Raw genomic sequence first — 26,064 nt, forward strand, 5'->3', positions numbered from 1 at the left:
ACGAAGAACGTCATGAAGACACTGAAACAATTTTTCTATTTAGTTAAACCTTTTTGGGGGCAGCGTACTGCCCTTTTCAGCTGGCTACTGCTTGCCGCCTCACTGGGGCTAACCCTGTCATCGGTCTGGTTCAATGTCAAAATGAACATGTGGAACGGTGATTTCTATAATGCGTTACAAAAACTTGATGGCCAGGCGCTCTATGGTCTCTTGCAATATTTTGTGGTGTTAGTCAGCGGATTAATTTTCGTCGTCGTTATGGGGAACTATCTCAAGCAAATGCTGATTATCCGTTGGCGTAAAGGCATGACAGAGGTCGTTCTCAATCGCTGGCTGTCTCCAAACAGTAAACACTATATGCTACGGTTAACCTCACAAGAGCCAGATAACCCCGATCAACGTATTGCAGAAGATATTCGTTTACTGATTGAGTCGACACTGAATTTGCTGGTCACCTTCCTGCATTCAATGTTAACACTGGTCTCCTTTGCCACCATTCTTTGGACACTGTCAGGCAGCCTCTCATTCAACTTAGTGGGCACGGATTGGTCTATTCCCGGTTATATGTTTTGGGCTTGTATTATTTACACGCTTATTGGTATCGCCTTAACACAATGGATTGGCTTCCCTTTGCGTCGTTTAAACATGGATAAACAACGCCGTGAAGCGGATTACCGTAGCGCGTTAATTCATTGCCGCCATCACGGCGATGCTATCGCGGGACAACGTGGTGAACAACAAGATAAAAAAGAGTTAATGCATCGCTTTGGTGAAATTATGCGTAACTGGAACCGATTGATCCGCTGTGAACGCAATCTTTCGTTTTATACCGTTGGTTATCAACAGGTGACAGCACTGGCTCCAGTCTTACTCGCATTACCTAAATTTCTTGCTGGCGAAATTATGTTAGGTGGCTTGATGCAATTACGCCAAGCCTTCAGCAGTGTGGCGACCTCATTAGGCTGGTTTATTTTTGCCTATAAAGAGATAGCGGCATGGCAAGCGACGGTATCACGTTTATACAATTTTGTGATCCTATTAGAAAATGACAAAGCAGCAGATGTTCAGCTTATCGAAGAGCAATCGGCGCTTAATGCTGCGGTTAAAGTGACCACCTCAGATAATCGCACCTTAATTGAGCAGGTTAATTTAACCGCTAAACAAGGTGAACTGACCTTAATTTCAGGTCGCTCCGGTATTGGTAAATCAACGTTGCTACGCACGTTGAGTGGTCATTGGCCCTTCTTTACTGGCACAATTAAACGCACAAACAGCCTAATGTGGATCCCCCAACGCCTTTATCTTCCTACTAGCCGATTGGACTGCTTACTGGCATACCCTCAAGATATTGCTCAATTCACTGAAACCGACTTTAAGCAAGTACTCAGTAAGGTCGGATTAGGCAAGTTGCATTATCAGTTAAATTTAGAAACCGATTGGCACAACCGATTATCGGGTGGTGAACAGCAACGCCTTATGTTTGCACGCTTGTTACTTAATCGCCCCAAATTACTGCTGTTGGATGAAACAACTTCAGCCCTTGATGAAAACAGTGCTCTTGAGCTGATTCAACTCATTAAGCATGAGCTGCCAGACAGCGCGATTGTACTCGTCACTCATCAACGTTTTCTGTCACAAGTTGCTGAACAGATTATTCCTCTGCAAGAAGCGCCAACTCGCGCCAACATAACCACAGGAACCCCTGAATATGCTTCGTAACATCGTACTCATCACGTTTGTTGGCCTAAGCCTCATTGGTTGTGGGATGCCCGCAGCTTCCAATCTCAGCGGACACGATTTATTACCTGTTCGAACGGATTTACACCATTATCAGCTTGATAATGGTCTCAACGTTTATTTATTACAACGCTCTCAGCCGGGTGTTGAACTGCGTTTGCTAGTAAAAAGTGGTTCTTTGCAAGAGAATGAAGAACAACTCGGACTTGCGCATTTTACTGAGCACATGGCCTTTAAAGGCACCAAACATTTTCCGGGCACTACCGGTTTTAAACAATTAGAGCAACAGGGTCTGAAACTGGGCAGTCATGTCAATGCGATCACGAGCCTCAACTCAACACTGTATAAGTTGTCTTTACCCGAGGCCACACCAGCACAAGTTTCAATCGCCCTACAGGTAATGGCGGATTGGGCCTCCAATATCTCATTTGATGAAGACGCGTTTGAAAAGGAACGCCCCGTGATTATTGAAGAGTGGCGTTTGCGTCAAGGGATGGGCTATCGCATCAATAATAGTCTCGAACATTTACGCTACCACGGCAGCCGCTACGCCGAACGCAATCCGATCGGTTCACTGGATATCGTACGCCAAGCCCCAATCGCGCTGGCAAAAGAGTATTATACAACTTGGTATCAACCACAACGTATGACCCTGTTGGTGATTGGCGATTTCAATCAATCCACCGTACGTGACGAAATCAATCAGCTTTTCGCCATGCCAAAACCAAAGAGCCTGTCTCAAGATAATCCAGAGTGGAAACAATTTGTTCACGCTAATTTTCTGCTCGTCCAACCGGTGTTTGATAAAGAGCAAGGTGCCCGTTATGTCCAGTTTGCTTTGCAGAAAGACATTATCGCACCTCTCAATACACGAGAAGGGCAATACGAAGATTTACTGGACAGCCTATGGCTCGCCATTTTAAATCAGCGTTTCTCTGTTTTAGTGGATAATGGCGTATTACCCGCGATTAGTATCAATGAACAAGGCTCAATGCTAGATAACCAGCGCTTACAACAATTAATGATTATCCACCCTAAAGGGGAGGATTATCTGGGGGCCACTCAGGTTTTATTTACCGAGCTACAGCGATTAGCAACTGAGCCTGTGACCCAAGAGGAGCTTGATAGCGCTCGACAAAATATCTTGAAAAAACTTAGCCAGCAGGCCGCTTCAGAACAGCGCTATGGCAACGACTATTTAGCGGGTCAATTAACCACCGCACTTGAATATGACATGCCAATGTGGAATAAACGCCAACAATTGGATAAAAGCTACCAGCTTATCGGGAAAGTTAAACCGCAAGATTTACAGCTGCACGTGGCGAACTTTTTAAATGAAGCCTCACCACGCTTAGCGCTCATTGGTCCTGATACTGACGCAACGAAAGTCAATCATGCGGACTTTAGTGAGCAGTGGCAAAATACTCGTCTAAGTTCACCGGGGCCATTCACCCTACGCTCTCAAGCCATCACACTGCAACTACCGCCAATTCCCAAAGGCTCTATCCTCGAGCAAAGTGACCTCCCCGTCGCTAAAACTGAGCACTGGCAACTGAGCAATGGCATTAAGGTCATTGTTAAAGCAGATAATCACCTTAAAGAAGATATTCAGTTCAACTTACAGCTACCCGGTGGCCGTTCTCTCGAAACGCCTCAAACGGCAGGGTTGACTGATTGGGCGTTAAAGCTCCCTGAAAGCAGTGGTTATGCTGAATACAGTGCGCGCGATTTAGCCTTACTCGCCAAACAAAACCAAATCTCAATTCGCCCTTATAGCGAATTACTGACCCACGGTTTTCGAGGCAAAACACCTATTGATAACCTAGACACCGCGCTGCAATTACTACATCTAAAACTGACTTCACCACAGTTTAGCGGTGAAAAATTAGAACAACAAAAACAGTCTTTTGCTTTGAATCTCACTAAAACCCCTGTTGAACGTACTTTCCTTGATAACATTAATAAAGAAAGTTATCAAAATGGCGCGTTATTAGTCATTGATCCACAAGGTGGCTGGAAAAATTTTACCGCAGGTCAGCTGCAACAGGCTAATCGCCAACTGTTGGATTCTACTGCCGATATGACACTCATCATCAGTGGTGCCATCAATAAGCGAGAATTAAAATCATCGTTGGAACAATGGGTCGCATCAATTCCCACCAGCAATCAAAAACTGGCTTGGCGAGACCAAGGGATCATGCCCAAAATGGAGAGCTTTAATAAACGCTATCCAATTAGTAGTAGCGATAAGAGTATGGTCAGCATCCAGTTTGCGGCTCCTGCACAATGGACACAGCAAGATCAACTCGCCATGCAATTGTTAGATACCATTGTGAGTCAACGCCTACGCGGTGAACTGCGCGAAAAAGCCAGTGGTATCTATGCTCTCGGTTTCTCACAACTGCTTGCCAAAAAACCGCAACCCTACTATTTTGCGCGGCTTAATTTTACCACCTCCCCAGAACGTACTGAGGAAATGAATCAAATCGCCCAAAAAACCATTCATCAGTTACGCCAATCAGGTGTCACCGGCCAAGAGCTGACTGAAGCAAAAAATATTTGGCTCACAGAACACGCCCAAATAACCGATAGCTCAGGTTATTGGACTGAAGCATTAGCGCAAATTGCCTCTGATGACCGACAATATCAGCGCTTAAATCAACAGCAAGCGATTATTCGCCAATTACAAGTTGACGATATTAACCGTATCGCCAACCAATATCTGGGGAAAAACCCGAAAGTCTTTACGATGACACCGTAGCTATTGAAGGGGGATTGTTCCCCCTTTATTTACCCAACACATTGTCTTACAAAAGTTTTTACATATAACCGTTTGACTCTCTGACGGCTTATATGATTAATGGTATTGTTTTCCAATAAAAAAGAGACATAACATTATGAATGACATCGTGATCCGTAGAGCAACCTTAGACGATATTCCAGCCGTCACACAAATGCATGCTGATTATTCAGCGTACGCTAATACATTACAGCTCCCTTACCCTTCGCTCAAAACATGGGAAGCTCGTCTAACTGCAAATGATCCTCTCGTCACTCATTTTGTTGCGACTCTTGATAATACTGTCGTTGGGATCCTCACCATCCATCAACCAAGTCAGCAACGACGTAAACATGTCGCCAGTTTTGGCATTACCGTCAGTGAGATGCATCAAGGAAAAGGAATTGGTTCTGCGCTGATGCAAGTGATGGTCGACTATTGTGATAACTGGTTAAATATTCATCGCATTGAATTAGAAGTCTATGCGACTAACGACAATGGGTTGGGGCTCTATAAAAAATTTGGTTTTGAGCAAGAAGGTGTGATGCGTGATTACGCTTTTCGCGATGGACAGTATGTCGACGCAATTATGATGAGTAGAATTAATAAAAACCGCAAGTAATCACGCCAATTTGAATGTCATACACTTCTCTTGCTCTTTCCCCAAAAAAATGCCACGTGATAGACGTGGCATGATCCAATAAGAAATCACTGGATGATTATTTATCGCCTAATAGAACGGAATCCAATGCGATTTCAATCATTTCGTTGAACGTTGTTTGACGCTCCGCAGAGGTGGTTTGCTCACCGGTTTTGATATGATCGGAAACGGTACAGATTGTTAATGCACGCGCGCCGAATTCCGCTGCCACACCATAAATACCAGCAGCTTCCATCTCAACACCCAAAATGCCGTATTTTTCCATGACTTTGAACATATCGGGATCTGGCGAGTAGAACAGATCAGCAGAGAATAAGTTACCGACACGAACATTGACATTTTTCGCCTTCGCCGCTTCAACGGCATTATGCACCAGTTCATAGTCTGCAATCGCCGCGAAATCGTGATCTTTAAAACGTTGACGGTTCACTTTTGAATCAGTACAGGCACCCATACCGATAACGACATCACGCAGTTTCACATCATCCATTACTGCACCACATGAACCAACACGAATAATCACTTTGACACCAAAATCAGTGATTAACTCTTTCGCATAGATAGAGCAAGAAGGAATACCCATTCCGTGACCCATCACGGAGATCTTACGACCTTTGTAAGTGCCCGTGAAGCCTAACATACCGCGAACATTATTCACCTGACGCACGTCTTCGAGGAAAGTTTCAGCGATATATTTCGCACGCAGCGGGTCTCCTGGCATCAATACGACGTCAGCAAAATCACCCATTTCTGCATTAATATGAGGCGTTGCCATTATTATTATTCCTTATAAATCATTAAATTGAAAAGTTTAACATCATTACCTGATAATAGTAGCGACTGATAATACTCGCTGTCTACGGCAAATGACCCAATACCATCAACAATAAATAAGGCAGTTTCCTGCCTTATTTACATTTATGTTAACCAATTACAGCATTGGTTTGCCGTATTCCATCGGTGAGAGGTCGAAATATTTAGCGACGGTTTGACCGATATCCGCGAATGTTTCGCGATGACCTAAAAAGCCGGGTTTGACTTTCGGACCATAAATGAGAACGGGAATGTGCTCACGAGTATGGTCAGTACCATGCCAAGTTGGGTCACAGCCATGGTCTGCGGTTAAGATCAAGATGTCATCTTCTTTGACCAATTCCATCAGTTCTGGTAAACGGCGGTCAAAGAGTTCTAATGCTGCTGCATAACCGGGTACATCACGACGGTGTCCATAAGCAGAGTCGAAATCAACAAAGTTAGTGAACACAATCGTCTTATCACCCGCCTGTTGCATTTCTTTCACGGTGGCATCGAACAGAGCATCAATACCTGTTGCTTTTACCTTCTTAGTGATACCTACATGTGCATAGATATCCGCAATTTTACCGATAGAAACAACTTCACCTTGTTTCTCTTCAACTAATTTTTGCAATATCGTTGGTGATGGTGGCTCAACAGCTAAGTCATGACGGTTACCCGTACGCTCAAAACTGCCTGCTTTGTCGCCAATGAATGGACGCGCGATAACACGACCAATGTTGTAGCCGCCATTTGTCAACTCTTCACGAGCGATTTCACATAGCTCATACAGTTTGTCTAGACCATAAGTCTCTTCATGACAGGCGATTTGGAATACGGAGTCAGCTGAGGTGTAGAAAATCGGTTTACCCGTTTTCATGTGCTCTTCACCCAATTTATCCAAGATCACGGTACCTGAAGAGTGGCAATTACCTAAATAACCAGGCAAGTTAGCACGCTTCACAATGATATCTAACAACTCTTGTGGGAAGCTGTTTTCTTCATCTGCGAAATACCCCCAGTCAAAGAGTACAGGCACACCCGCGATTTCCCAGTGACCGGATGGTGTGTCTTTACCTGAAGAAATTTCACTCGCATAAGCGTAAGCACCGATGATCTCTGCATTAGGATCAAGGCCTGCTGGGAATTTACCGCAAGACTCTTCAGCTGCTTTACCCAGACCCAGTTTGGTTAAGTTAGGCAAATGCAGCGGCCCCTTACGGCCTTTATCTGCATCACCACGCGCACAGGCATCTGCAATATGGCCTAATGTGTTTGAACCTTCATCATTAAATTTGTGCGCATCACCTGCTGCACCAATCCCAAAAGAATCCAACACCATAATAAATGTACGTTTCATAACTTCTCTCCTGCGTCATCATTCCCTATAGGGAAGTGCCACTGATAAAACTTATTTGTCAATTATTCACTGATTTGGCGGTAAACCATTGGTGAAACTTCTGGTTTTTTATCACCAATAACCATAGCAGCACGTACTTCTTTTGCTGCATCTTCCCATGCTTTTTCACTATTTGCATGAATAATCGCTAATGGCGTTTGGCTATCAACGGAAGTTCCCAGTGCCGCGATATCGCTTAAACCAACACTATAATCAATCGAGTCAGTTGCTTTACGACGACCACCACCTAATGTCACCACAGACATACCCAGCGCACGGGTGTCCATTGCCGTCACAATACCGGATTTCTCCGCATACACGGCTTTGTGCAATACGGCTGTTGGTAAATACTTGTTATAGTTTTCAACGAAATCAGTTGGGCCTTTTTGAGCCGCCACCATACGACCAAAAATCTCTGCGGCTTGTCCATTATCCAACACCGCCTGCAATTTCTGGCGAGCTTCTTCTCTATTTGCAGCCAAGGATCCGGATACAAGCATTTCAACACACAGCGCCATCGTGACTTCGTACAAACGAGGGTTCCGGTATTCGCCGGTTAAAAATTGCACCGCTTCGCGGACTTCAACGGCATTACCCGCACTTGAAGCAAGTACTTCGTTCATGTCGGTCAATAAAGCCGTTGTTTTACAACCCGCACCATTAGCCACCTGTACGATAGACTCAGCCAACTGCTCTGATTTTTCATAAGTTGGCATAAAGGCACCTGACCCCACTTTGACGTCCATCACTAAGGCATCAAGACCTTCAGCTAATTTTTTGCCTAAAATAGATGCGGTAATCAGTGGAATAGAATCAACTGTTGCAGTGATATCACGCGTTGCATAAAAACGTTTATCAGCGGGTGCCAGTGAGTTTGTCTGCCCGATAATCGCAACCCCAACATTTTTGATAATGTCACGGAAACGCTCATCATCTGGGAAAATATCAAAATTAGGAATCGCTTCAAGCTTATCCAGCGTTCCTCCGGTATGGCCCAAGCCACGCCCCGAAATCATCGGTACATAGCCACCACACGCAGCAACCATTGGGCCTAACATCAAAGAGGTCACATCACCAACCCCGCCAGTTGAATGTTTATCAACGAGAGGGCCATTTAAATTGAGTGATTTCCAGTTTAGTACAGTGCCTGAATCACGCATTGCCAATGTTAATGCAACACGTTCAGCCATTGTCATATCATTAAAATAGATGGTCATTGCCAATGCGGCTATCTGACCTTCAGAAACAGAATTATCTCGTACTCCATTGATAAAGAAACGAATTTCTTCTTCACTCAGTACTTTACCATCACGTTTTTTACGGATAATTTCTTGTGCCAGAAACACGGTATGCTCCTTAATTCAAACAGAATCTAGGTAATCGCTTAATCACACTATTATTAATAGTTACTGCTTGATTTTTTAGTCTCAAAACCAAGTGTATTCAACAGATTAGCTAATAAACTTGATGCGCCAAAACGGAAATGGCGAGCATCGACCCAGTCTTTACCTAAAATTCTATCTGCTAATGCTAAATATTGAGCAGCTTCTTCAGCAGTACGAACGCCACCCGCCGGTTTAAAACCAACGGTTTTCGCTACGCCCATATCATGGATCACTTGCATCATGATTTCAGCACTTTCAAGAGTGGCATTCACCGGTACTTTACCTGTGGAGGTTTTAATAAAGTCCGCACCCGCTTTAATTGAGATTTCAGAAGCTTTGCGAATCAGTGCAGGATCTTTTAATTCGCCGGTTTCAATAATCACTTTCAGAAGGACATTGGCTGCCGCGCAAGCATCTTTGCACGCTTTCACTAAATCAAAACCAATTTTTTCATTACCAGCCATCAACGCTCGATAAGGGAAAACCACATCAACTTCATCTGCACCATAAGCAATAGCAGCACGTGTTTCCGCCAACGCTATCTCGATGTCATCATTTCCATGCGGGAAGTTAGTGACTGTTGCGATACGCACTTCGGGCGTACCTTGCTCACGCAGTGCTTTACGTGCAACAGGAATAAAACGAGGGTAGATACAGATAGCCGCAGTTTGGCCTGCTGGGCTTTTTGCTTGATGACACAACGCGATCACTTTTTCATCGGTATCGTCATCATTGAGGGTGGTTAAATCCATCAGATTCAGCGCGCGTTGCGCAGCAGCAGTTAAATCAGTCATAAAAAACTCTCCAACGTTGTGAATTCTGTCAGAACAACACGTTCTTTGTTGGCGAGCGGGCTTGGTTCCTTAAAGATGCTACTCGAAAACCCGAATGTAGCAGCTGAATTCCTTCTCACCGCACAATACCCTAGAGCACATTCACTCTGAGAACTAGCAGTCCATAGCAGCTAATTTATCGCTATTTGACCATGGAACTCGGCTATTTTGTGTGCTACAAATCACATTAATTGCCTGAACGTTACATTGTTAAATACAAATATGTGAACAATATCGCAATTATACGCTATTTAGTCTCAGTTTTATTCTCTCAAATGGCTTTTTTATGTCTTTTTTAGCCTTCCAATGCCATCAATACACTTGATTAAGCGTAGTTCAAAATTGACGGTATGAAATAAAAAGAAGAAAGAATATAACTGAAAATAATGAAAGAGAAAGGGCATTTGCCCTTCCTCAAAAAACGAGAGATTAAATTATTGCAAGTGTTAAGAAGAAGCCCGCAATAGTCGCACTCATTAAGTTAGAGAGCGTACCCGCCAGAACAGCTTTCATTCCTAAACGGGCGACATCACTACGACGATTTGGTGCCATACCACCTAAACCACCAAGTAAAATAGCCACCGAAGATAAGTTAGCAAAACCACACAGTGCAAATGAAATGATCGCTTTAGTATGATCGGAAAGTACCTGTTTGCCTGCCGCAAGAACATCTGCATCCGGTTTCATGTATTCACCGAAATTCATAAAGGCAACAAATTCGTTAACAACCACTTTTTGACCAATAAACGAACCGGCAACTGTTGCTTCACTCCATGGCACACCAATCAAATAAGCTATCGGCGCAAATACCCATCCCAGAATTAATTCCAAAGAAAGTTGTGGATAATGGAACAAGCCACCAACACCGCCTAAAATACCGTTAATTAGAGCGATCAAGGCGATAAATGCCAATAACATTGCACCTACGTTCAAGGCCAATTGCATCCCCGAAGCAGCACCTGAAGCAGCTGCATCGATCAGGTTTGCTGGGCGCTCATCTTCAGCAACCAACTCTGTCGCATTAACGTTATCACGCACTTCCTCAGTTTCGGGTACAAGCAATTTAGCGAACAGTAATCCTCCCGGAGCCGCCATAAACGATGCAGCAATCAAGTATTCCATTGGAACACCCATTTGCGCATAACCGGCCAATACAGAGCCTGCTACAGAAGCCAAACCACCACACATAACCGCAAATAATTCGGAATTGGTCATGGTCGAGATATAAGGACGTACAACTAATGGTGCCTCAGTCTGCCCAACAAAGATATTCGCTGTAGCAGATAAAGATTCCGTTCTGGAGGTACCAAGCACTTTTTGCAAGCCGCCACCCAATACTTTGATGACTAGTTGCATAATACCGAGGTAATAAAGAACCGCGATCAATGAAGAGAAGAACACAATGATTGGCAGAACACGTAAAGCGAAAACAAATCCACCACCGCCAAACAGTTCAAACATTTTGTCGGAAACAAGGCCGCCAAAAATAAAATTCATGCCATCTTGGCCGTAACTAATAACTTTAGAAACGCCATCTGACATCCCTTGTAATACGCGACGACCTGCTGGTACATAAAGTACAAATGCACCGATAGCGATCTGTATAAGAAAAGCCCCGCCAACAGTACGGAGTTTAATCGCTCGACGATTGCTGGAGAATAGTACGGCAATACCAATCAGTACTGCCATCCCAACCAGACTCATAATGAGTTGCATGGAAGTATCCCTGTTCACTTAATGCTAGATTGATGTAGAAAGGAAACTGGTAAGTTCCCTTGACTCTTTGTGCGATGATTATACCTAGTCCCTTCCAAGAACCCGCAATCTTCGTCACAAATACATAGTGTAATAAGTAACAAAAATTCAATTCTTGTGATTAAAATCACATTTAGTTATCGACATAATCTGAAAAGCACAAAAAGAGAGAATAATGAGGTGAAAAAATGCAGGGAATAAGCTAGCCAGATAAAACCCACCTCTCATAAAAACAGTGAATGCATCTGGCTTTTATTTGAACAGATTAAATAATGATAGGCTATTTATGTAAAGTTGCTGCGCAATTTCATCGGGACTTTCGTGGCGTAGTTCACATAACGACTGAAAAATCTGTTGAATACGCTCAGGACGATTTGGCTCACCTTGAAAGCCAGACACAGGCATATCTGGGGCATCGGTTTCAAATACCAATGAGGTTAGGGGTAATTTGGCGATCGCTTGACGTGTTTTATTTGCTCTTTCATAAGTAATGGTACCGCCAACACCAATGAAATAGCCTAATTTAATAAATGCTTGAGCTTGTGATAGGCTGCCTGCAAAACCATGAATAACACCGCATGCAGGTACAGGGTAGCGACGTAACAATGCAGCCAGCGGGTCATGACTTTTACGCGAATGTAAGATGACTGGCAGATCAAACTGCTTAGCTAATTTTAGTTGGGCGATTAACACTTGCTGCTGTAAATCAAACAACGGTTCTTGCATATAGAGATCAAGACCAATCTCGCCAACAGCAACACACTTAGCGTGATTCTGGTGTAAATAACCTATCATTGTCTCCATATGTTGTTCTTGGAAGAGATTCAAGTACAGAGGATGAAAGCCAATAGCCGCATGCAGCTGTGAGTATCGCTGAGCTAAATGCCAAACTCGCTCAAAATTATCAACACTGACCGCCGGAATAATAATATCCGTAACCCCTGCCTTTTCCGCTAAGCAGAGGCTTTCATCAATCGCACCAACAAAAGGTGGAAAATCAAAGTGGCAATGGGTATCAATAAATCGGTTAGTCATTTTTTTTATTCAGCGGTTGCTCCGACTCCTCGTTTGCAGCCATCATGGCTCCCGTCATCATCGCCTGTGCCGTATCCGTTGCCTTTTTGGCTTTACATTGAGCAACTAACTCAACATCATGTTTAGCATCAAAGATCGCTTCCGCGTAATCTTCTGCAATCTGTATTTCTTCATGGGCGGCACTTTCAAAGCTAAAGCGATTTAATCCATTGTTATTCATTGTAAAGCAATGGCCTAATGCAGCAATAAAGTAGCGCCCACAGCGACGCCCTAAATGATAGTCCTGATTAAGCGCTGACAACCGGCTCCCTAATGCACTACTTTTTAGTGGCGTGGAAGGATAGATTTCAAAAATCTGCAAGTCTCCCGGTGGGTTTTCAATAAACTCCTGTGTCCGGCGATAGCTTTTTAGATGAACTTTTAGCATAGCAGCCATTCGCTGTAAGCCATATTTTTCACCCTCCAGCCAACGCGTCATTCTCTTCACCCATTCGGGGGTAAAATACATCTGAGAAGGAACAGTACGGATCACCACAATCGTATCAGCGCCACGACGGTATGCTTCTTCAACAGGGATCGCCGCACTAATCCCTCCATCATGATAGAGAGTGCCTTCAAATTCGACGCCCATCCGATAAAAGCCCGGAATAGCACTAGAAGCACGAATGATATCTAACCATGTATCAGCGTTAGGTTTCAAAAATTCGGCTTCAAAGTCATCACTACGGCTGGCTCCCATATAGAATTCGCGCCCCGCTTCCATCAATTCAATCCCAGATTTGATCTGTAATGGAAGCTCTTTCGAGGTGCTTTCAACCAGCCAATCTAAATCAATAAGATGACCACCTCGAATAAAACGTAAGGGATTAAAAAAGAGTGGGCTTGTTGTATAACGGGTAATAACCCGCCGAGCGTAGCCATATTGACCACAAATATACGCAGAAAGGTTTTGCGCCCCCGCCGAAGTACCAATCATGATATCAAATGGATTAAAGCCTGTTTTTAAGAACTCATCCAATACACCTGCGGTGAAAATACCACGTTGACCGCCTCCCTCACAAATAAGGGCAGTCTTACCTTTATTGAGTTCATCGTAAAAAGCTAAAGGTTCAATGCTGCCAAGTGTCACTGATACATGTTTTCCCATATATGTCTCCTGACAGATCCTCTCTGCATCCCAATACTGCAATACACTTCGGCACTATCGCTAATTAAATCAATTTATACTTATCAATAATACAAAAACTGAACCTCACCAAGAGATTCAGTTTTCGACTATTAGCGAATAATGTTAGCGGATTAATGAACTCAATAGACGACTATTTGAGTGATTTACGCCAATTATATATCCATTAATTTGCTACGACTAAACCGTTTTGTACCGATTTTACACCATTAACCCTTGATACGACTTGTACAACCTTATCAATCTGGTCAGCGGATTTGACAAAACCAGAAAGGTAAACAACCCCTTTGACGGTTTTCACTGAAATAGAATTACTGTCTATGCCACTGGTTGTCAGTAGCTTACTTTTGACCTGAGCAGTGATAGAGGAGTCATCCATGTAGTTATCGGCACTATTCACACCACTAGAAATCGCTTCACTGGTGTCTTTTCCTGCTATATCAGCCGTTTTCACCGCGCTATCCCACGTTTCAGAGGCCTGCTCTTTTAATGGAGAGTTTGCTGATGAACTACATGCAAACAGAGCACCACTTAATCCAATGACAATGAAAGAACGTAACAGTGCTAAATTTTTCATCGGAACCTTCCTTATCGACTCTACTGCGATTTTAAATATTGAAATAAAAGCATTATCGTCAAATATGGCAGACAAGCCATTAAATCAATTAACGACACTTATATTACAATTGATAACTATAGACTATGGGAAAAACACCTTTAAATAAAGTAGATAAACGTAAAAGGCAGAGCAATCTGCAATATTTAGATAAAAAAACAGGAGAGTATTCGAAAATAGATACTTAGTTTGGGAAAACCCACTACAAAAAAAGGCATTTTCGTAGTGGGCTGAGCGATTAGGAAAAATTAATGCTCGCGAGTTTTACGGAATTTTACATCTGGGTAGCGTTCGCTGGTCAGATTGAGGTTTACCATTGTGGGTGCGATATAAGAAAGGTTATCGCCGCCATCAAGTGCGAGGTTTTGCTCATTCTTACGCTTAAATTCCTCAAATTTCTTCGCATCATCACACTCGACCCAACGCGCTGTTGATACGTTGACCGCCTCATAGATAGCTTCAACGTTGTATTCGCTTTTTAAGCGTGCAACAACAACGTCAAACTGCAACACACCGACAGCCCCAACGATTAAATCGTTATTGGTTAGCGGACGGAAAACCTGAACAGCACCTTCTTCAGATAGCTGGACTAAGCCTTTTAGCAGCTGTTTTTGCTTTAATGGATCACGCAGACGAATACGACGGAATAATTCAGGTGCAAAGTTTGGAATACCGGTAAATTTCAGATCTTCACCTTGTGTAAAAGTATCACCAATTTGAATCGTTCCATGATTATGCAAACCAATAATGTCACCTGCATAAGCGTTTTCAACATGTGAACGATCACCCGCCATAAAGGTCAATGCATCCGAAATGACGACATCTTTTTTAATGCGTACCTGACGCAACTTCATGCCTTTTTCATAAGTACCTGAAACAATACGCATGAAAGCCACGCGGTCACGATGTTTTGGATCCATATTCGCCTGAATTTTGAAGACGAAACCTGTAAATTTCTCTTCGGTCGCTTCAACTTTACGCACATCTGTTTGACGAGGCTGAGGGGCTGGCGCCCATTGCACTAAGCCATCAAGCATATGGTCAACACCAAAGTTACCCAATGCAGTACCAAAGAAGACTGGGGTTAACTCACCCTCCAAGAAAGCCTCATGATCAAATTCATGAGAAGCTCCTTTTACCAGCTCTAACTCATCACGTAATTGAGCCGCCAGCTCATCACCGACCACTTTATCTAATTCAGGATTATCTAGCCCTTTAATAATACGGACTTCTTGGATGGTATGGCCCTGACCTGTTTGATATAAGATGGTTTCATCACGTAAGAGGTGATAAACGCCTTTAAATAATTTACCGCAACCAATAGGCCATGTGATTGGACAACACGCGATATTCAGTTCATTTTCAACTTCATCCATCAATTCCATTGGATCGCGAATATCACGGTCAAGTTTATTCATAAAAGTCAGGATAGGCGTATCACGTAGACGCGTCACTTCCATCAATTTACGTGTTCTATCCTCAACCCCTTTACCTGAATCAATGACCATCAAGCAGCAGTCAACCGCCGTCAATGTACGGTAGGTATCTTCAGAGAAGTCTTCATGGCCTGGCGTATCCAGTAAGTTAACTAAACAATCATGATAAGGAAATTGCATCACCGACGTTGTAATCGAAATACCACGTTGCTTTTCCATTTCCATCCAGTCTGACTTGGCGTGTTGGTTTGAGCCACGACCTTTTACCGTCCCTGCACGCTGGATAGCTTGTCCAAACAGTAATACTTTTTCAGTAATGGTGGTTTTACCTGCGTCAGGGTGAGAAATAATTGCAAATGTCCTGCGCGCGTTGACTTCATGTAGAAAATTCTGATCTGCCATTTAACCGTTCTTTTTTGTCTGAATACAGATTTGTACATGCATTAGGAGAGGCAATAGGTGGCTCTTAGCTCAGCAAATCCGTCTTGTTAATCGAAATTGGCGGCTATTTTCTCAGATCTTGGGGTTATAAACAATCAAAGCCTGACATCATCAACCTAGGTTGGCAAATCCCTAGGCTGACGTGAACAGGTGTAAACAAGATAGTGCGATAACGCTCAGCCACATTATAAGGATAAGGCTAATTCGCTAAAATCATTTCAGCGATGGCTTGCCCGAGTTGTTGCGTACTCGCGCTACCGCCCATATCTCGAGTTAAATGGCGACGCTCTTTTATCACTGTTTCCACTGCATGCATGATGGTATCGTGCATGTGTGGGCAGTCCAAATGTTGCATCATCATCGCCGCGGCCCAAATCGTCCCGATAGGATTAGCAATATTTTTACCCGCAATATCCGGCGCTGAGCCATGAACAGGCTCAAACATTGATGGGAACTGTTTTTCAGGGTTAATATTCGCTGAAGGTGCAATAGCAATTGTGCCAGTGCAAGCAGGTCCTAAGTCAGACAAAATATCCCCAAACAAATTGGAACCAACCACGACATCATAAAATTCAGGCATCCTCACCAAATTCGCGGCAAAAATATCAATATGAAACTGATCGACTTTAACGTCAGGATAGTGTTTTGACATCGCAGCGAAACGACTATCCCAATACGGCATGGAGTGAAACAAACCGTTTGACTTAGTCGCTGAGCTTAAATGCTTTTTCTCCCGTGATTGTGCCAGTTCAAAGGCATATTTTAATATCCGGTCAGTGCCTTTACGGGTAAAAATACTTTGCTGGGATACGACTTCATCTTCCGTGCCTTCATATTGAATTCCCCCAATAGCGGAGTATTCGCCTTCCACGTTTTCACGTACCACATAAAAATCGATATCACCCGGTTTTTTACCCGCTAAAGGCGACTGAATTCCTTCAAATAGGCGTACGGGGCGTAAATTAACGTACTGGTTAAATGCGCGGCGAATAGGCAATAACAATCCCCAAAGTGAAATATGGTCAGGCACCCCCGGAAAGCCTACAGCCCCTAGAAAAATAGCATCAAATTTTTTTAATTGCTCTAAACCATCTTCAGGCATCATACGCCCTGTGCGATGATAGGTTTCACAAGACCAGTCGAAATGGGTAAAGTTAAATGAGATTTGATGCTTACTGGCGGCCGCTTCTAATACTTTTAATCCTTCAGGAATAACTTCAGTTCCAATTCCATCCCCAGGAATGACCGCAATATTAAATTGTGACATGGCACGAATCTCCCACAACAGTGATTTTATCAGCGAGTAAGATCACCAGTTTATGAGTTGCTGTGATAAAGTATAGCGTCGAAGTGTAATCTTTGGGTTTACAAACTATGAACAAGCTACCTGCATTGGAAGACATTAAAGTTTTTGTGACCGTCGCTCGGTTGATGAGTTTTTCACGGGCCGCAGAACAACTGCTTGTTTCACCCGCTTATGTCTCTAAACGCATCAAATTACTCGAAGAAAATCTAGGGCACCCTTTATTTCTCCGTGCGGCTCGCTCAATCAATTTAACTCATGAAGGACGCATTGTCCTGAAAAGTGGAGAAATACTCCTACAAGAACTCAATGACATGCACAATGAACTAAAAGCTTGTCGAGAAGAGATCCGCGGTGAATTAAGAGTAAGTTGTAGCACTGGATTTGGTAGCGCCTACCTAAACCCGTTTATTTTGTCATTACGCGCTCACTATCCCTTATTGGGTATCGATCTGACATTAACTGATCGTTCTATTGATATAATTAGTGAAAACATTGACTTGGATATCTGTATTGGCGGTATCATTCCTGAACATTTCATCGCGAAACGTATTGCGAAAAACACACGTATTCTTTGTGCTGCCCCCTCTTATTTAAAAAAATATCGTTGCCCAAATCACCCTCAAGAATTAGAAAAACAACATTTTTGTATTACGATTAAAGAACGCAATCAGGCACCTTCTCAGTGGAAACTACAACATCAAACAGAAAGTATGACAGTAACGCCGAATAGTAAGCTGATGGTGAATAATGGTGACGTTGCAAAACAGTGGTGTATTGGTGGTGAAGGCATCTTATTACGCTCCCTATGGAGTGTCTTACCAGAGCTCCAAAATGAACAACTAATCCGTGTACTGCCTCAATGGAGTCAGCCTGCCGACGTGTACGCGGTTTATTCACGAACAGTGCGAAATAACGCCAATTTACGGGTTTTTATTGAAAATTTAGAACAATATTTATCAAAGCATTTACCGAGTCAATTTCAGGATGAATGAATCAATAAAAGGTGGACATGAGCCGATGACAGACACGCAAACATTTGGACAACGTTTGCTGGCCTTATTGAAACAACAAAAAATGAGCCAGTTAAAAGCCGCTGAAACACTAGGTGTTTCTCGGACAGCCGTCAATAAATGGACAAAAGGCGGTATGATTGATGAGAACAACCTTGAAAAATTAGCTCAGTTGCTGAATGTCGATAAAATATGGCTCAAGTATGGTTATGTCAACCACGCACCGGCAGCAAGCCATCCTACAATTGCACGTAATATCAATGAAGTACATCTTCAAGAATCCACCGAAATTGTCACTTGGGAGTGGGACTTACTGACGGGCGAACTCAATTATTCTGATAATGTTGAAGATGTTTATGGCATCAAAATCACCACCAATGATGACTTTTGGGCACTAATGAACCAAGAATCAAAAGATAAACTCGTGAGTGGTTACTCAAAAATTATTCGCGAGGGCGGTGCTCATGAGATGGATTTTAAAATTGCATGGGATGATCAATATCGCTGGATCACATCGCGCGCAACGGGTGTGAAAGGCCCCAATGGTAAAGTCACTAAATTAGTTGGTATTAGTCTTGATAATACCGAACGTAAAAATACTGAACTCAGATTACGTAAAATCAAATGCTATTTTGATGTGCTATTGGCTCACTTTGACCATCTGGTCGTCTTTACGGATAAAGCAGGTGAAATATTAGCCAGTAATCTTGAAAGTCAGAATACGGATATCGATTATTTAGAGCTACAACGCTTACTCTATCAATTAGCCATCAATCACAAATCATGGCTAGAAGGCATCTATCATAAAGGCAGTGATCATATTCATTTTCAAGGAAAATATATCAGCGCCGCTTATCATCTGGATAATGAACAACAACCTTTTCTGATGTTCCAGCTCAAATAATAGAAAACAGCCCCATGTTGGGGCTGCCTAGTCGATAAAAAGCTTATAAATCTAACACTAGCCGTTTAGTTTTAGCGCGAGAAACGCATAACATCATGGTCTTTTGCTGTGCGCGTTCATCATCGTCAAGATAATGGTCCCGATGATCCGCTTCCCCTTCTAAAATAGCCGTTTCGCAAGTCCCACATACACCATTACGGCACATACACTCTACCTGAATGCGTTTATCTGCCTCGATTGCCTGTAAGATTGACGTCCCTTCGTTAATCATCAAGCTAAAACCAGAACGTTGAAAATAAACTTCAAATGCATCACCTTCACTAGCGACTTCACCAAAGTTTTCGAAATGTACTTTAGATTCACCTAAATGCGCATAACCGTGTTCAATGACCGCATTAATCAAGGTTTCAGGCCCACAAACATAAATATGGCTATTCTCAGGCTGTGCTTGTACCAACTGTTCTACTGATAAACGCTTGCCCTGACTGTTATCATAAAGATAAAGACGTTCTCCAATGCGTTGTTGAAGCAGTTCCACAAACGCCGCCGTCTTTTGATCGCGAAAACAGTAATGCAATTCAAAATCCAGTCCCATTTTTTCTAATTCATATAAATAGGATAAAAATGGGGTAATACCAATTCCACCAGCAATTAAGATATGTTTACAGGAACTGTCACCGACCAGTGAGAAATAATTTTCAGCGGGCGATAAATATAGTGAATCCCCCTCAAACAGTTGCTCGTGCATATACGCCGAGCCCCCTTTCGAGTTCTCATCACGCAATACTGAGATACAGTAGTGATGCGGGTTATTAGGATCACTGATTAATGAATAAGCACGCTTTAGCCCCTTTTCTTCATTCATATGTACTGTGATATGGCTTCCCGCACTAAAAGGTTCGAACACGCTATCTTTTGCCGCAAATTCGAACAGCTTAATGGTTGGGGTGAGCTGCTCTATGCGGCTAACCGTCACGGCAATTTTTTGCTGGCTCATCACAATTCCCTCTTTCACTTAATTACTGGCTAAGCAATATCAATACACAAATATTTCACGGTGAGATAATCCTCAATACCATAGCGAGAACCCTCCTTGCCTAAACCTGACTGCTTAACACCACCAAACGGTGCAACCTCATTCGAGATCATGCCAGTGTTAATCCCAACCATGCCACTTTGTAGCTTTTCAGCGACACGATAGACACGACCAATATCTTTTGAAAAGAAATAAGCAGCCAAGCCATAAATCGTCGCATTCGCTCGACGAATAACTTCATCTTCATCATGAAAACGGATCATGGCAGCAATAGGACCAAAGATTTCCTCATGCACAATATCCATAGAATCATCAACATCCACCAATACTTTCGGGTTAATAAAATGACCTTGTTCGGCAATTTCATTACCTAATGTCAGTTTCCGTGCGCCTTTTGCGATAGCGTCGTCGACTAATGCATGCATGCCTTCAATAGCACGAGATGTAATCATAGGCCCGATATCAGTGCCTTCATCTAGGCCGTTACCAATACGTAACTGGCTCACTTTAGCGACAAACTTTGTGAGAAACTGTTCGTAAATCGCATCATGGATATAGAAACGATTCACACAAACACATGTTTGCCCACCATTACGGAACTTAGCCTGTATTGCGCTACTGACAGCTTTATCGATATCAGCATCATCAAACACAATAAACGGCGCATTCCCACCCAATTCTAAGGACGTCTTTTTAATGGTTGATGCACACTGCTCATACAGCTGGCGCCCAACCTGTGTTGAACCGGTAAAAGAGAATTTACTGATTAACGGGTGCCGTGTGAGTAATTCGCCTAAAACACGAGACTCCCCTGTAACAACATTAAAAACGCCAGCAGGGATCCCCGCTTGTGCTGCTAATTCAGCGAGGGCTAATGCCGTAAACGGCGTTTCGCTGGCAGGCTTGATAAGCATGCTACACCCCGCAGCCAGTGCAGGCGCAGCTTTACGCGTGATCATCGCCGCAGGAAAATTCCACGGAGTGATAGCACTACATACACCAATAGGCTGCTTGATAGTTAAAATTCGATTGCTCGTGACCGTTTGTGGGATCGTCTCTCCATAAACTCGTTTCCCCTCCTCGGCAAACCATTCTATAAATGAAGCCGCATAGCGAATTTCACCTTTCGCCTCATTGAAAGGTTTACCCTGCTCTAAAGTCATCAGCAAACCTAAATCATCAACGTTAGCTTCTATTAAAGTAAACCAACGATGTAGAATAATAGAACGCTGTTTTGCTGTCAGTTTACTCCAACTGAGCATCCCTTCATGGGCTTGAATGATCGCATTATTGACCTGTTCAACCGAAAGGCTGGGAATAGTTCCCAGCACAGACTGATCTACAGGGTTTGTGACCGTTAGCGTTTTAGCGCTATCTACCCACTGACCATTGATATAGCAGGACTGACGGAACAAAGCGGGATTACTTAACCTATTCATGTATTATTCCCCTGATCGGCCTGCTTTACTCAGTATGCGCAGTCGCAATTAACTTATGGAAGTGCGCGACGCCGTGTTCACTGATGCCACTACGCTGCCTATCTGCCATAATCCGGCCTTGTCCGCGATAACCACGAGAACGTAATCCTTTTTGTACGCTTTCAACTAAACGCAAATCTTCCGGACGGAAAACGGTGCGATACCATTCAATTAAATTTTTCTGATATTCCGTCAGCTCTTCATTTAAGAAATAAATATCATAATGTTGTAAGGTTTCACCCGCATTGGCTGGGAATTCATAAATAACGGTCATGAAATCGCCACCTGGAGGCATATTGAACATGGTGCTTGGCCAAATCCAAAACCCGAAGAAACGCGGATTAACGACCGATTCATCGAACTGATAAGAAGACTCAGAAGGCTTAGCTTTACCAATTTGTACAGTCCAGTTCTCATTCAATTGGTGTTCGTACACATTGACGTCAACAGAACTGGCGAAACTCACATGGTTCGTAGGGCAGTGATAACACTCAATATAGTTATCAACAATCGTTTTCCAGTTAGCAGGTGTATGACTGACAAAACGAGCAGCTAACTTGAGATCACGGATCACTGAACAGGCTTCTTCCATTTTCTCCGCTAACCCAGGTAATTGCTCCTCGATGGGTTGAGGTTCACCTTCAGTCAAGTTGATATAAATAAAACCTGCATGCTCAACAACATGGAAGCTACTTAATGTCATTGCATCTGCATCAAAATTATTAACATTCTCGCAGTTTGTTGCATGAGCCAACTGGCCATCTAATTTGAATGCCCAAGCGTGATAAGGGCAAGTGATCACATTCTTCATTTTACCGCTTTCACCACTGATCAATTGGTGACCGCGGTGTGGGCATACATTATAGAAGCCACGCAAAACATCATCACGCCCACGAACAATAACAAGACTTTCGCCAATCAACTGACGAGTGATGTAGGCATTTTTCTCTTTGACTTCACTACAATGAGCGACACACACCCAAGAGTTAGCAAAGATATTTTCTTTTTCGAATTCAAATACGTCATCGGAAGTGTAATAACGTGCAGGGATAGTCCATGCATTATCAATATCAAGGTGATCATTAATCGAAATGACTTTTTTTGCATTGCTCATAACTACCTCACTTATGTAAACTTATAGTTAACATTATTTTTGAGGATGTTAATCCAGATCTCAATAATGATCAAACAAAATATTACACCTCTCCTCGAATAATTTTATTAACCACTTAAAATCAACAAGATAATAAAATCACTCTCAAATATATTGTTAACGTTAGGTTAATTAATTGTTGACCTCACAATGTTTTCATGGATATTCTCTGTAAACCGACAGTAGCATTCCCTGCAACCAACTCTCATTAAAAGACATAAAAAGAAGTGAGCAACTGGAGAAAAGGTATGATGAATAATAAGAAATCTGTATTTTACGTATCGCTCGCCTTTAGCCTGCTATTAATCAGCATAGGCGCGTTTATACCTGACAAACTCGAAGCATTTTCAAATTCCTCTCTGGGTTTTATCTATAACAACTTAGGTTGGTTTATACTCGGAGCCGTCTTTATCTTTTTTAGCTTTTGTATGTACCTTGGTTTTTCAAAGTTTGGTCATATTCGTCTCGGTGATGATAATGACCGCCCTGAATACCGTACGGCAACATGGATAGGCATGCTATTCAGTGCTTCAATAGGCATCAGTCTCGTATTTTGGGGAGTGGCAGAACCCGTTTCCTACTATATAAATCCACCTATTGGAACAGGCTATACTGAACAAGCGGCGAAAACCGCCATGCAATATGTCTATCTACACTGGGGAGTTTCTGCTTGGGCGTGCTATGCATTAGTCGGTGTGTCATTAGCTTTTTTTCAATTTAGGAAAAAACTACCTTCATCTCTTAGCTCTGTTTTCTATCCGCTTATCGGCGACAAAGTCAAAGGGTCTATCGGTAAATGGGTCGATGTCATTGTTGTGTTGTCGATCGTGATTGGGATTGCAACCTCACTAGGCTTTGGCACACTGCAAGTTAACAGCGGAATGAATTACTTGTGGGGAATGCCTGTCAGTATCTGGATACAGATCGCGATCATTGCAGTGGTCACCGTTATTTATATCACGTCAACAATTTCAGGTTTACAAGGTGCCATCAAACACCTATCGAACCTGAATATGTTGTTAGCTTTCGCATTGATGGGATTTATTTTATTTGCCGGCCCAACACAAACCATCTTAAAAGTACTGTTCCAAGGTATTGGTGACTACGCACAAAATTTCGTCAGTATGTCATTTCGCACAGAGCCTTATAATGATGGTACGTGGATCGCTAACTGGACTCTGTTTTACTTTGGTTGGTGGATTGCATGGGCACCATTAGTGGGTAGCTTCGTTGCGCGTATTTCTAAAGGCCGCACAATTAAAGAATTTATGATTGGTGCAGTATTCATTCCGGTCCTTGGCTCATTTGCTTGGTTTGCCGTTATGGGAGGATCAGCAATCCATTTGATCCAAAATATGGGGCAAAAAGCGTTAGCAGAGGCAGTAAAAACGGATGTGACTTCGGCCTTCTTCAAGTTTTTAGATTACTTTCCTGCGAGTACTTTCCTGTGCATACTGGCAATGGTTTTAGTCATGGTGTTTTTTATTACTTCAGCAAACTCAGCGGTTTTTGTTCTGGGTATGGTGAGTGAAAATGGAAACCCAAACCCAACTCATATCACCAAAACAATTTGGGGAGTGATTATTGCAGCTATCGCGATTGTGCTGATCATTACAGGTGGCCTATCCGGCTTACAATCGGCATTAGTGGCTACAGCCATTCCACTTTCAATATTAATGCTCATCATGTGCTATTCAACTTACAAAGGGCTTAATGAGGAAATCAAAATAGCAAAAGCAGAAAAAAAATACCGTAAAAAGAATAAAATCATACTCAATCAACCTATTTTACCGACCCCTGAAAAGTTATCAGAATAGTATTTCTCATCAGAGAACAAAAAACCACAATGTTAATGTTGTGGTTTTTTTTATTATTAATCACTAATACATTAAGCGCTCGCAAAAAATCATTATTTTTTTATTATTTCCTAATTAATGATTTGGATAGTCTTCGTTATCAATAAGATCTCTATTGACTTATTAAAATTAATTATAGGAATAATAAGATCATGCCAGAAAACAATCGCCTTAATCGCATCGTTCTCAAAGCAGAAATAGCCAATTTCTTACATGATAAATCCTGCCAACTCGCGCTAAATGGCGGTCCTCAAGCAAAAGGCAGCCAAGGCGCAGCGGAAGAAGTTGCGGTTCAATTATTACCATTATTCAGTGGGCAAGATAAAAAATTAATTAATGATTATATTGATGAAAAAATTCCTTACTTAGTTTTCGAGGGATTAATTCATACTAACATGGATGGAAGCCCAATAACTATTCCAGATAAATTGGCATTTCCAACGCTTCAAGAATTAGAAACCGATATCGAAATTTTAAAATTAGCCTCACAACAACAGATTATTTTAGCGCTCCTTAATGAAACAACCTTTGCGTATGACAAAGAGAACGTCGGAAATATTATTAGAATCGTCGCTAATTTTTATGGTGGCGGTACCGAAAAATTACAGAATGAAGATCCTGATACCAGTTCACATTCTGGTAAGGCCATTGTACCTCATACAGAAGACCCTTATTATTCTGCAATCAAAGTTGTTGATGGGCACTCTCCATCCCCATCGACTCTTGTACTCACCGCTCGATGGAATCCTTTATATGAAACGACAAAAGTGATCTCTATTGAGCGCGCTCTCACCTTGCTGTCATTAGAAGAAATTATTGCATTAACGACTAATAGCTTTGATTTCCGTCCAGCAAAAACAGCCGGTGAAGGCAAGAGCTTAGGTGGTAAACAGGTTCCCATACTCGAACTCAACAAGGATGGAAAATTGAATATGAACTTTAATCCGGAGCGTTTTTCCGTTAACCCATCCGCCTCAGCATTTATTAAAGATACCTACATTAAATTTAATCATATTACCGAAAAGCTCGCGTTTGATGCTGTCGATTTACAGCCATCCAGAATGATTGTTATCAATAATAAAATAAGCCTACACTCTAGAGATATCGTTAAAGATAACCGCAGGACATTAGTAAGAATTTTTGGCTACAGAAAAGGAACTGAATACAATATGGTGAGCCAAGACCCACTGATTGTGAAAAGCTAATATTAGTGATTGTTTACCACGACCTCCATTAGGCCGTGGTTTTATTGAATAAGTCAGC

The 26,064-nt window shown here is 42.5% G+C and carries 20 protein-coding genes; 7 read left to right on the forward strand and 13 right to left on the reverse strand.

Going from position 1 to position 26,064, the window contains the following annotated elements:
* The first annotated feature begins 12 nt into the window (after positions 1-12).
* From O7C57_RS17135 to O7C57_RS17145, 3 genes are all read left to right on the forward strand, one after another.
* Positions 13-1,719, forward strand: a complete 1,707-nt coding sequence (locus O7C57_RS17135; protein ID WP_269723375.1) for an ABC transporter ATP-binding protein/permease — start codon at positions 13-15, stop codon at positions 1,717-1,719.
* Positions 1,709-4,498 (forward strand): M16 family metallopeptidase, encoded by a 2,790-nt coding sequence (locus tag O7C57_RS17140; protein WP_269723376.1) that lies wholly within the window; start codon positions 1,709-1,711, stop codon positions 4,496-4,498. The genes O7C57_RS17135 and O7C57_RS17140 overlap by 11 nt, the downstream gene beginning before the upstream one ends.
* A 136-nt stretch (positions 4,499-4,634) precedes the next feature.
* The gene (locus tag O7C57_RS17145) at positions 4,635-5,138 is read left to right on the forward strand and encodes a GNAT family N-acetyltransferase (RefSeq protein ID WP_154622157.1); all 504 of its coding nucleotides are present in this window, start codon (positions 4,635-4,637) and stop codon (positions 5,136-5,138) included.
* A 97-nt stretch (positions 5,139-5,235) separates the two neighbouring features.
* Here the strand turns inward: O7C57_RS17145 and deoD are convergent, their stop codons facing one another.
* The 10 genes from deoD to O7C57_RS17195 all read right to left on the reverse strand — a co-directional run bounded on the left by deoD (position 5,236) and on the right by O7C57_RS17195 (position 17,325).
* Entirely contained in the window at positions 5,236-5,952 is a 717-nt protein-coding gene (gene deoD / locus O7C57_RS17150) for a purine-nucleoside phosphorylase (protein WP_004926652.1), read from the reverse strand.
* Positions 5,953-6,108: 156 nt separating this feature from the next.
* Entirely contained in the window at positions 6,109-7,332 is a 1,224-nt protein-coding gene (gene deoB, locus O7C57_RS17155; protein WP_154622158.1) for a phosphopentomutase, read from the reverse strand.
* Between the two features lie 62 nt (positions 7,333-7,394).
* Entirely contained in the window at positions 7,395-8,717 is a 1,323-nt protein-coding gene (gene deoA, locus O7C57_RS17160) for a thymidine phosphorylase (protein WP_196713780.1), read from the reverse strand.
* Between the two features lie 53 nt (positions 8,718-8,770).
* Positions 8,771-9,550 (reverse strand): deoxyribose-phosphate aldolase, encoded by a 780-nt coding sequence (gene deoC, locus O7C57_RS17165; protein ID WP_154622159.1) that lies wholly within the window; start codon positions 9,548-9,550, stop codon positions 8,771-8,773.
* A 468-nt stretch (positions 9,551-10,018) separates the two neighbouring features.
* Positions 10,019-11,293: a NupC/NupG family nucleoside CNT transporter gene (locus tag O7C57_RS17170; protein WP_195848137.1), complete on the reverse strand. Its 1,275-nt coding sequence runs from the start codon at positions 11,291-11,293 to the stop codon at positions 10,019-10,021.
* 303 nt (positions 11,294-11,596) lie between these two features.
* The gene (locus O7C57_RS17175; protein ID WP_247046970.1) at positions 11,597-12,379 is read right to left on the reverse strand and encodes a TatD family hydrolase; all 783 of its coding nucleotides are present in this window, start codon (positions 12,377-12,379) and stop codon (positions 11,597-11,599) included.
* Positions 12,372-13,526 carry a patatin-like phospholipase family protein gene (locus O7C57_RS17180; protein ID WP_269723377.1) on the reverse strand — a complete coding sequence of 385 codons (1,155 nt, stop codon included), beginning with the start codon at positions 13,524-13,526 and terminating at the stop codon, positions 12,372-12,374. Before O7C57_RS17180 ends, O7C57_RS17175 begins: the two co-directional genes overlap by 8 nt.
* 205 nt (positions 13,527-13,731) lie before the next feature.
* Positions 13,732-14,142: a BON domain-containing protein gene (locus O7C57_RS17185; RefSeq protein WP_154622163.1), complete on the reverse strand. Its 411-nt coding sequence runs from the start codon at positions 14,140-14,142 to the stop codon at positions 13,732-13,734.
* 287 nt (positions 14,143-14,429) lie between these two features.
* Positions 14,430-16,019, reverse strand: a complete 1,590-nt coding sequence (gene prfC / locus O7C57_RS17190) for a peptide chain release factor 3 (protein WP_163860669.1) — start codon at positions 16,017-16,019, stop codon at positions 14,430-14,432.
* A gap of 238 nt (positions 16,020-16,257) precedes the next feature.
* Positions 16,258-17,325: a tartrate dehydrogenase gene (locus tag O7C57_RS17195; protein WP_154622166.1), complete on the reverse strand. Its 1,068-nt coding sequence runs from the start codon at positions 17,323-17,325 to the stop codon at positions 16,258-16,260.
* Positions 17,326-17,432: 107 nt separating this feature from the next.
* Between O7C57_RS17195 and O7C57_RS17200 the strand changes: the two genes are divergently transcribed.
* Both O7C57_RS17200 and O7C57_RS17205 read left to right on the forward strand, forming a co-directional pair.
* A complete protein-coding gene (locus O7C57_RS17200; RefSeq protein WP_154622167.1) occupies positions 17,433-18,356 on the forward strand; it encodes a LysR substrate-binding domain-containing protein in 924 nt (307 codons plus the stop codon).
* Between the two features lie 25 nt (positions 18,357-18,381).
* A complete protein-coding gene (locus tag O7C57_RS17205) occupies positions 18,382-19,278 on the forward strand; it encodes a helix-turn-helix domain-containing protein (RefSeq protein ID WP_247046969.1) in 897 nt (298 codons plus the stop codon).
* A gap of 43 nt (positions 19,279-19,321) precedes the next feature.
* Here O7C57_RS17205 and O7C57_RS17210 read toward each other — a convergent pair whose 3' ends face one another.
* The 3 genes from O7C57_RS17210 to O7C57_RS17220 are packed head-to-tail and all read right to left on the reverse strand — an operon-like array spanning position 19,322 to position 22,906.
* Entirely contained in the window at positions 19,322-20,275 is a 954-nt protein-coding gene (locus O7C57_RS17210; protein ID WP_163860667.1) for a PDR/VanB family oxidoreductase, read from the reverse strand.
* A gap of 29 nt (positions 20,276-20,304) precedes the next feature.
* Positions 20,305-21,753 (reverse strand): NAD-dependent succinate-semialdehyde dehydrogenase, encoded by a 1,449-nt coding sequence (locus O7C57_RS17215; protein WP_269723378.1) that lies wholly within the window; start codon positions 21,751-21,753, stop codon positions 20,305-20,307.
* Positions 21,754-21,778: 25 nt separating this feature from the next.
* Positions 21,779-22,906, reverse strand: a complete 1,128-nt coding sequence (locus O7C57_RS17220; protein ID WP_154622171.1) for an aromatic ring-hydroxylating oxygenase subunit alpha — start codon at positions 22,904-22,906, stop codon at positions 21,779-21,781.
* A 287-nt stretch (positions 22,907-23,193) separates the two neighbouring features.
* Here O7C57_RS17220 and O7C57_RS17225 point away from each other — a divergent pair, with 287 nt between their 5' ends.
* Positions 23,194-24,762: a BCCT family transporter gene (locus O7C57_RS17225; protein WP_196713777.1), complete on the forward strand. Its 1,569-nt coding sequence runs from the start codon at positions 23,194-23,196 to the stop codon at positions 24,760-24,762.
* 191 nt (positions 24,763-24,953) lie between these two features.
* Positions 24,954-26,006 (forward strand): hypothetical protein, encoded by a 1,053-nt coding sequence (locus O7C57_RS17230; protein ID WP_154622772.1) that lies wholly within the window; start codon positions 24,954-24,956, stop codon positions 26,004-26,006.
* Positions 26,007-26,064 lie beyond the last annotated feature (58 nt).

Origin of the sequence: Providencia sp. 21OH12SH02B-Prov (assembly GCF_027362595.1) — a bacterium.
GTDB lineage: Bacteria > Pseudomonadota > Gammaproteobacteria > Enterobacterales > Enterobacteriaceae > Providencia > Providencia zhejiangensis.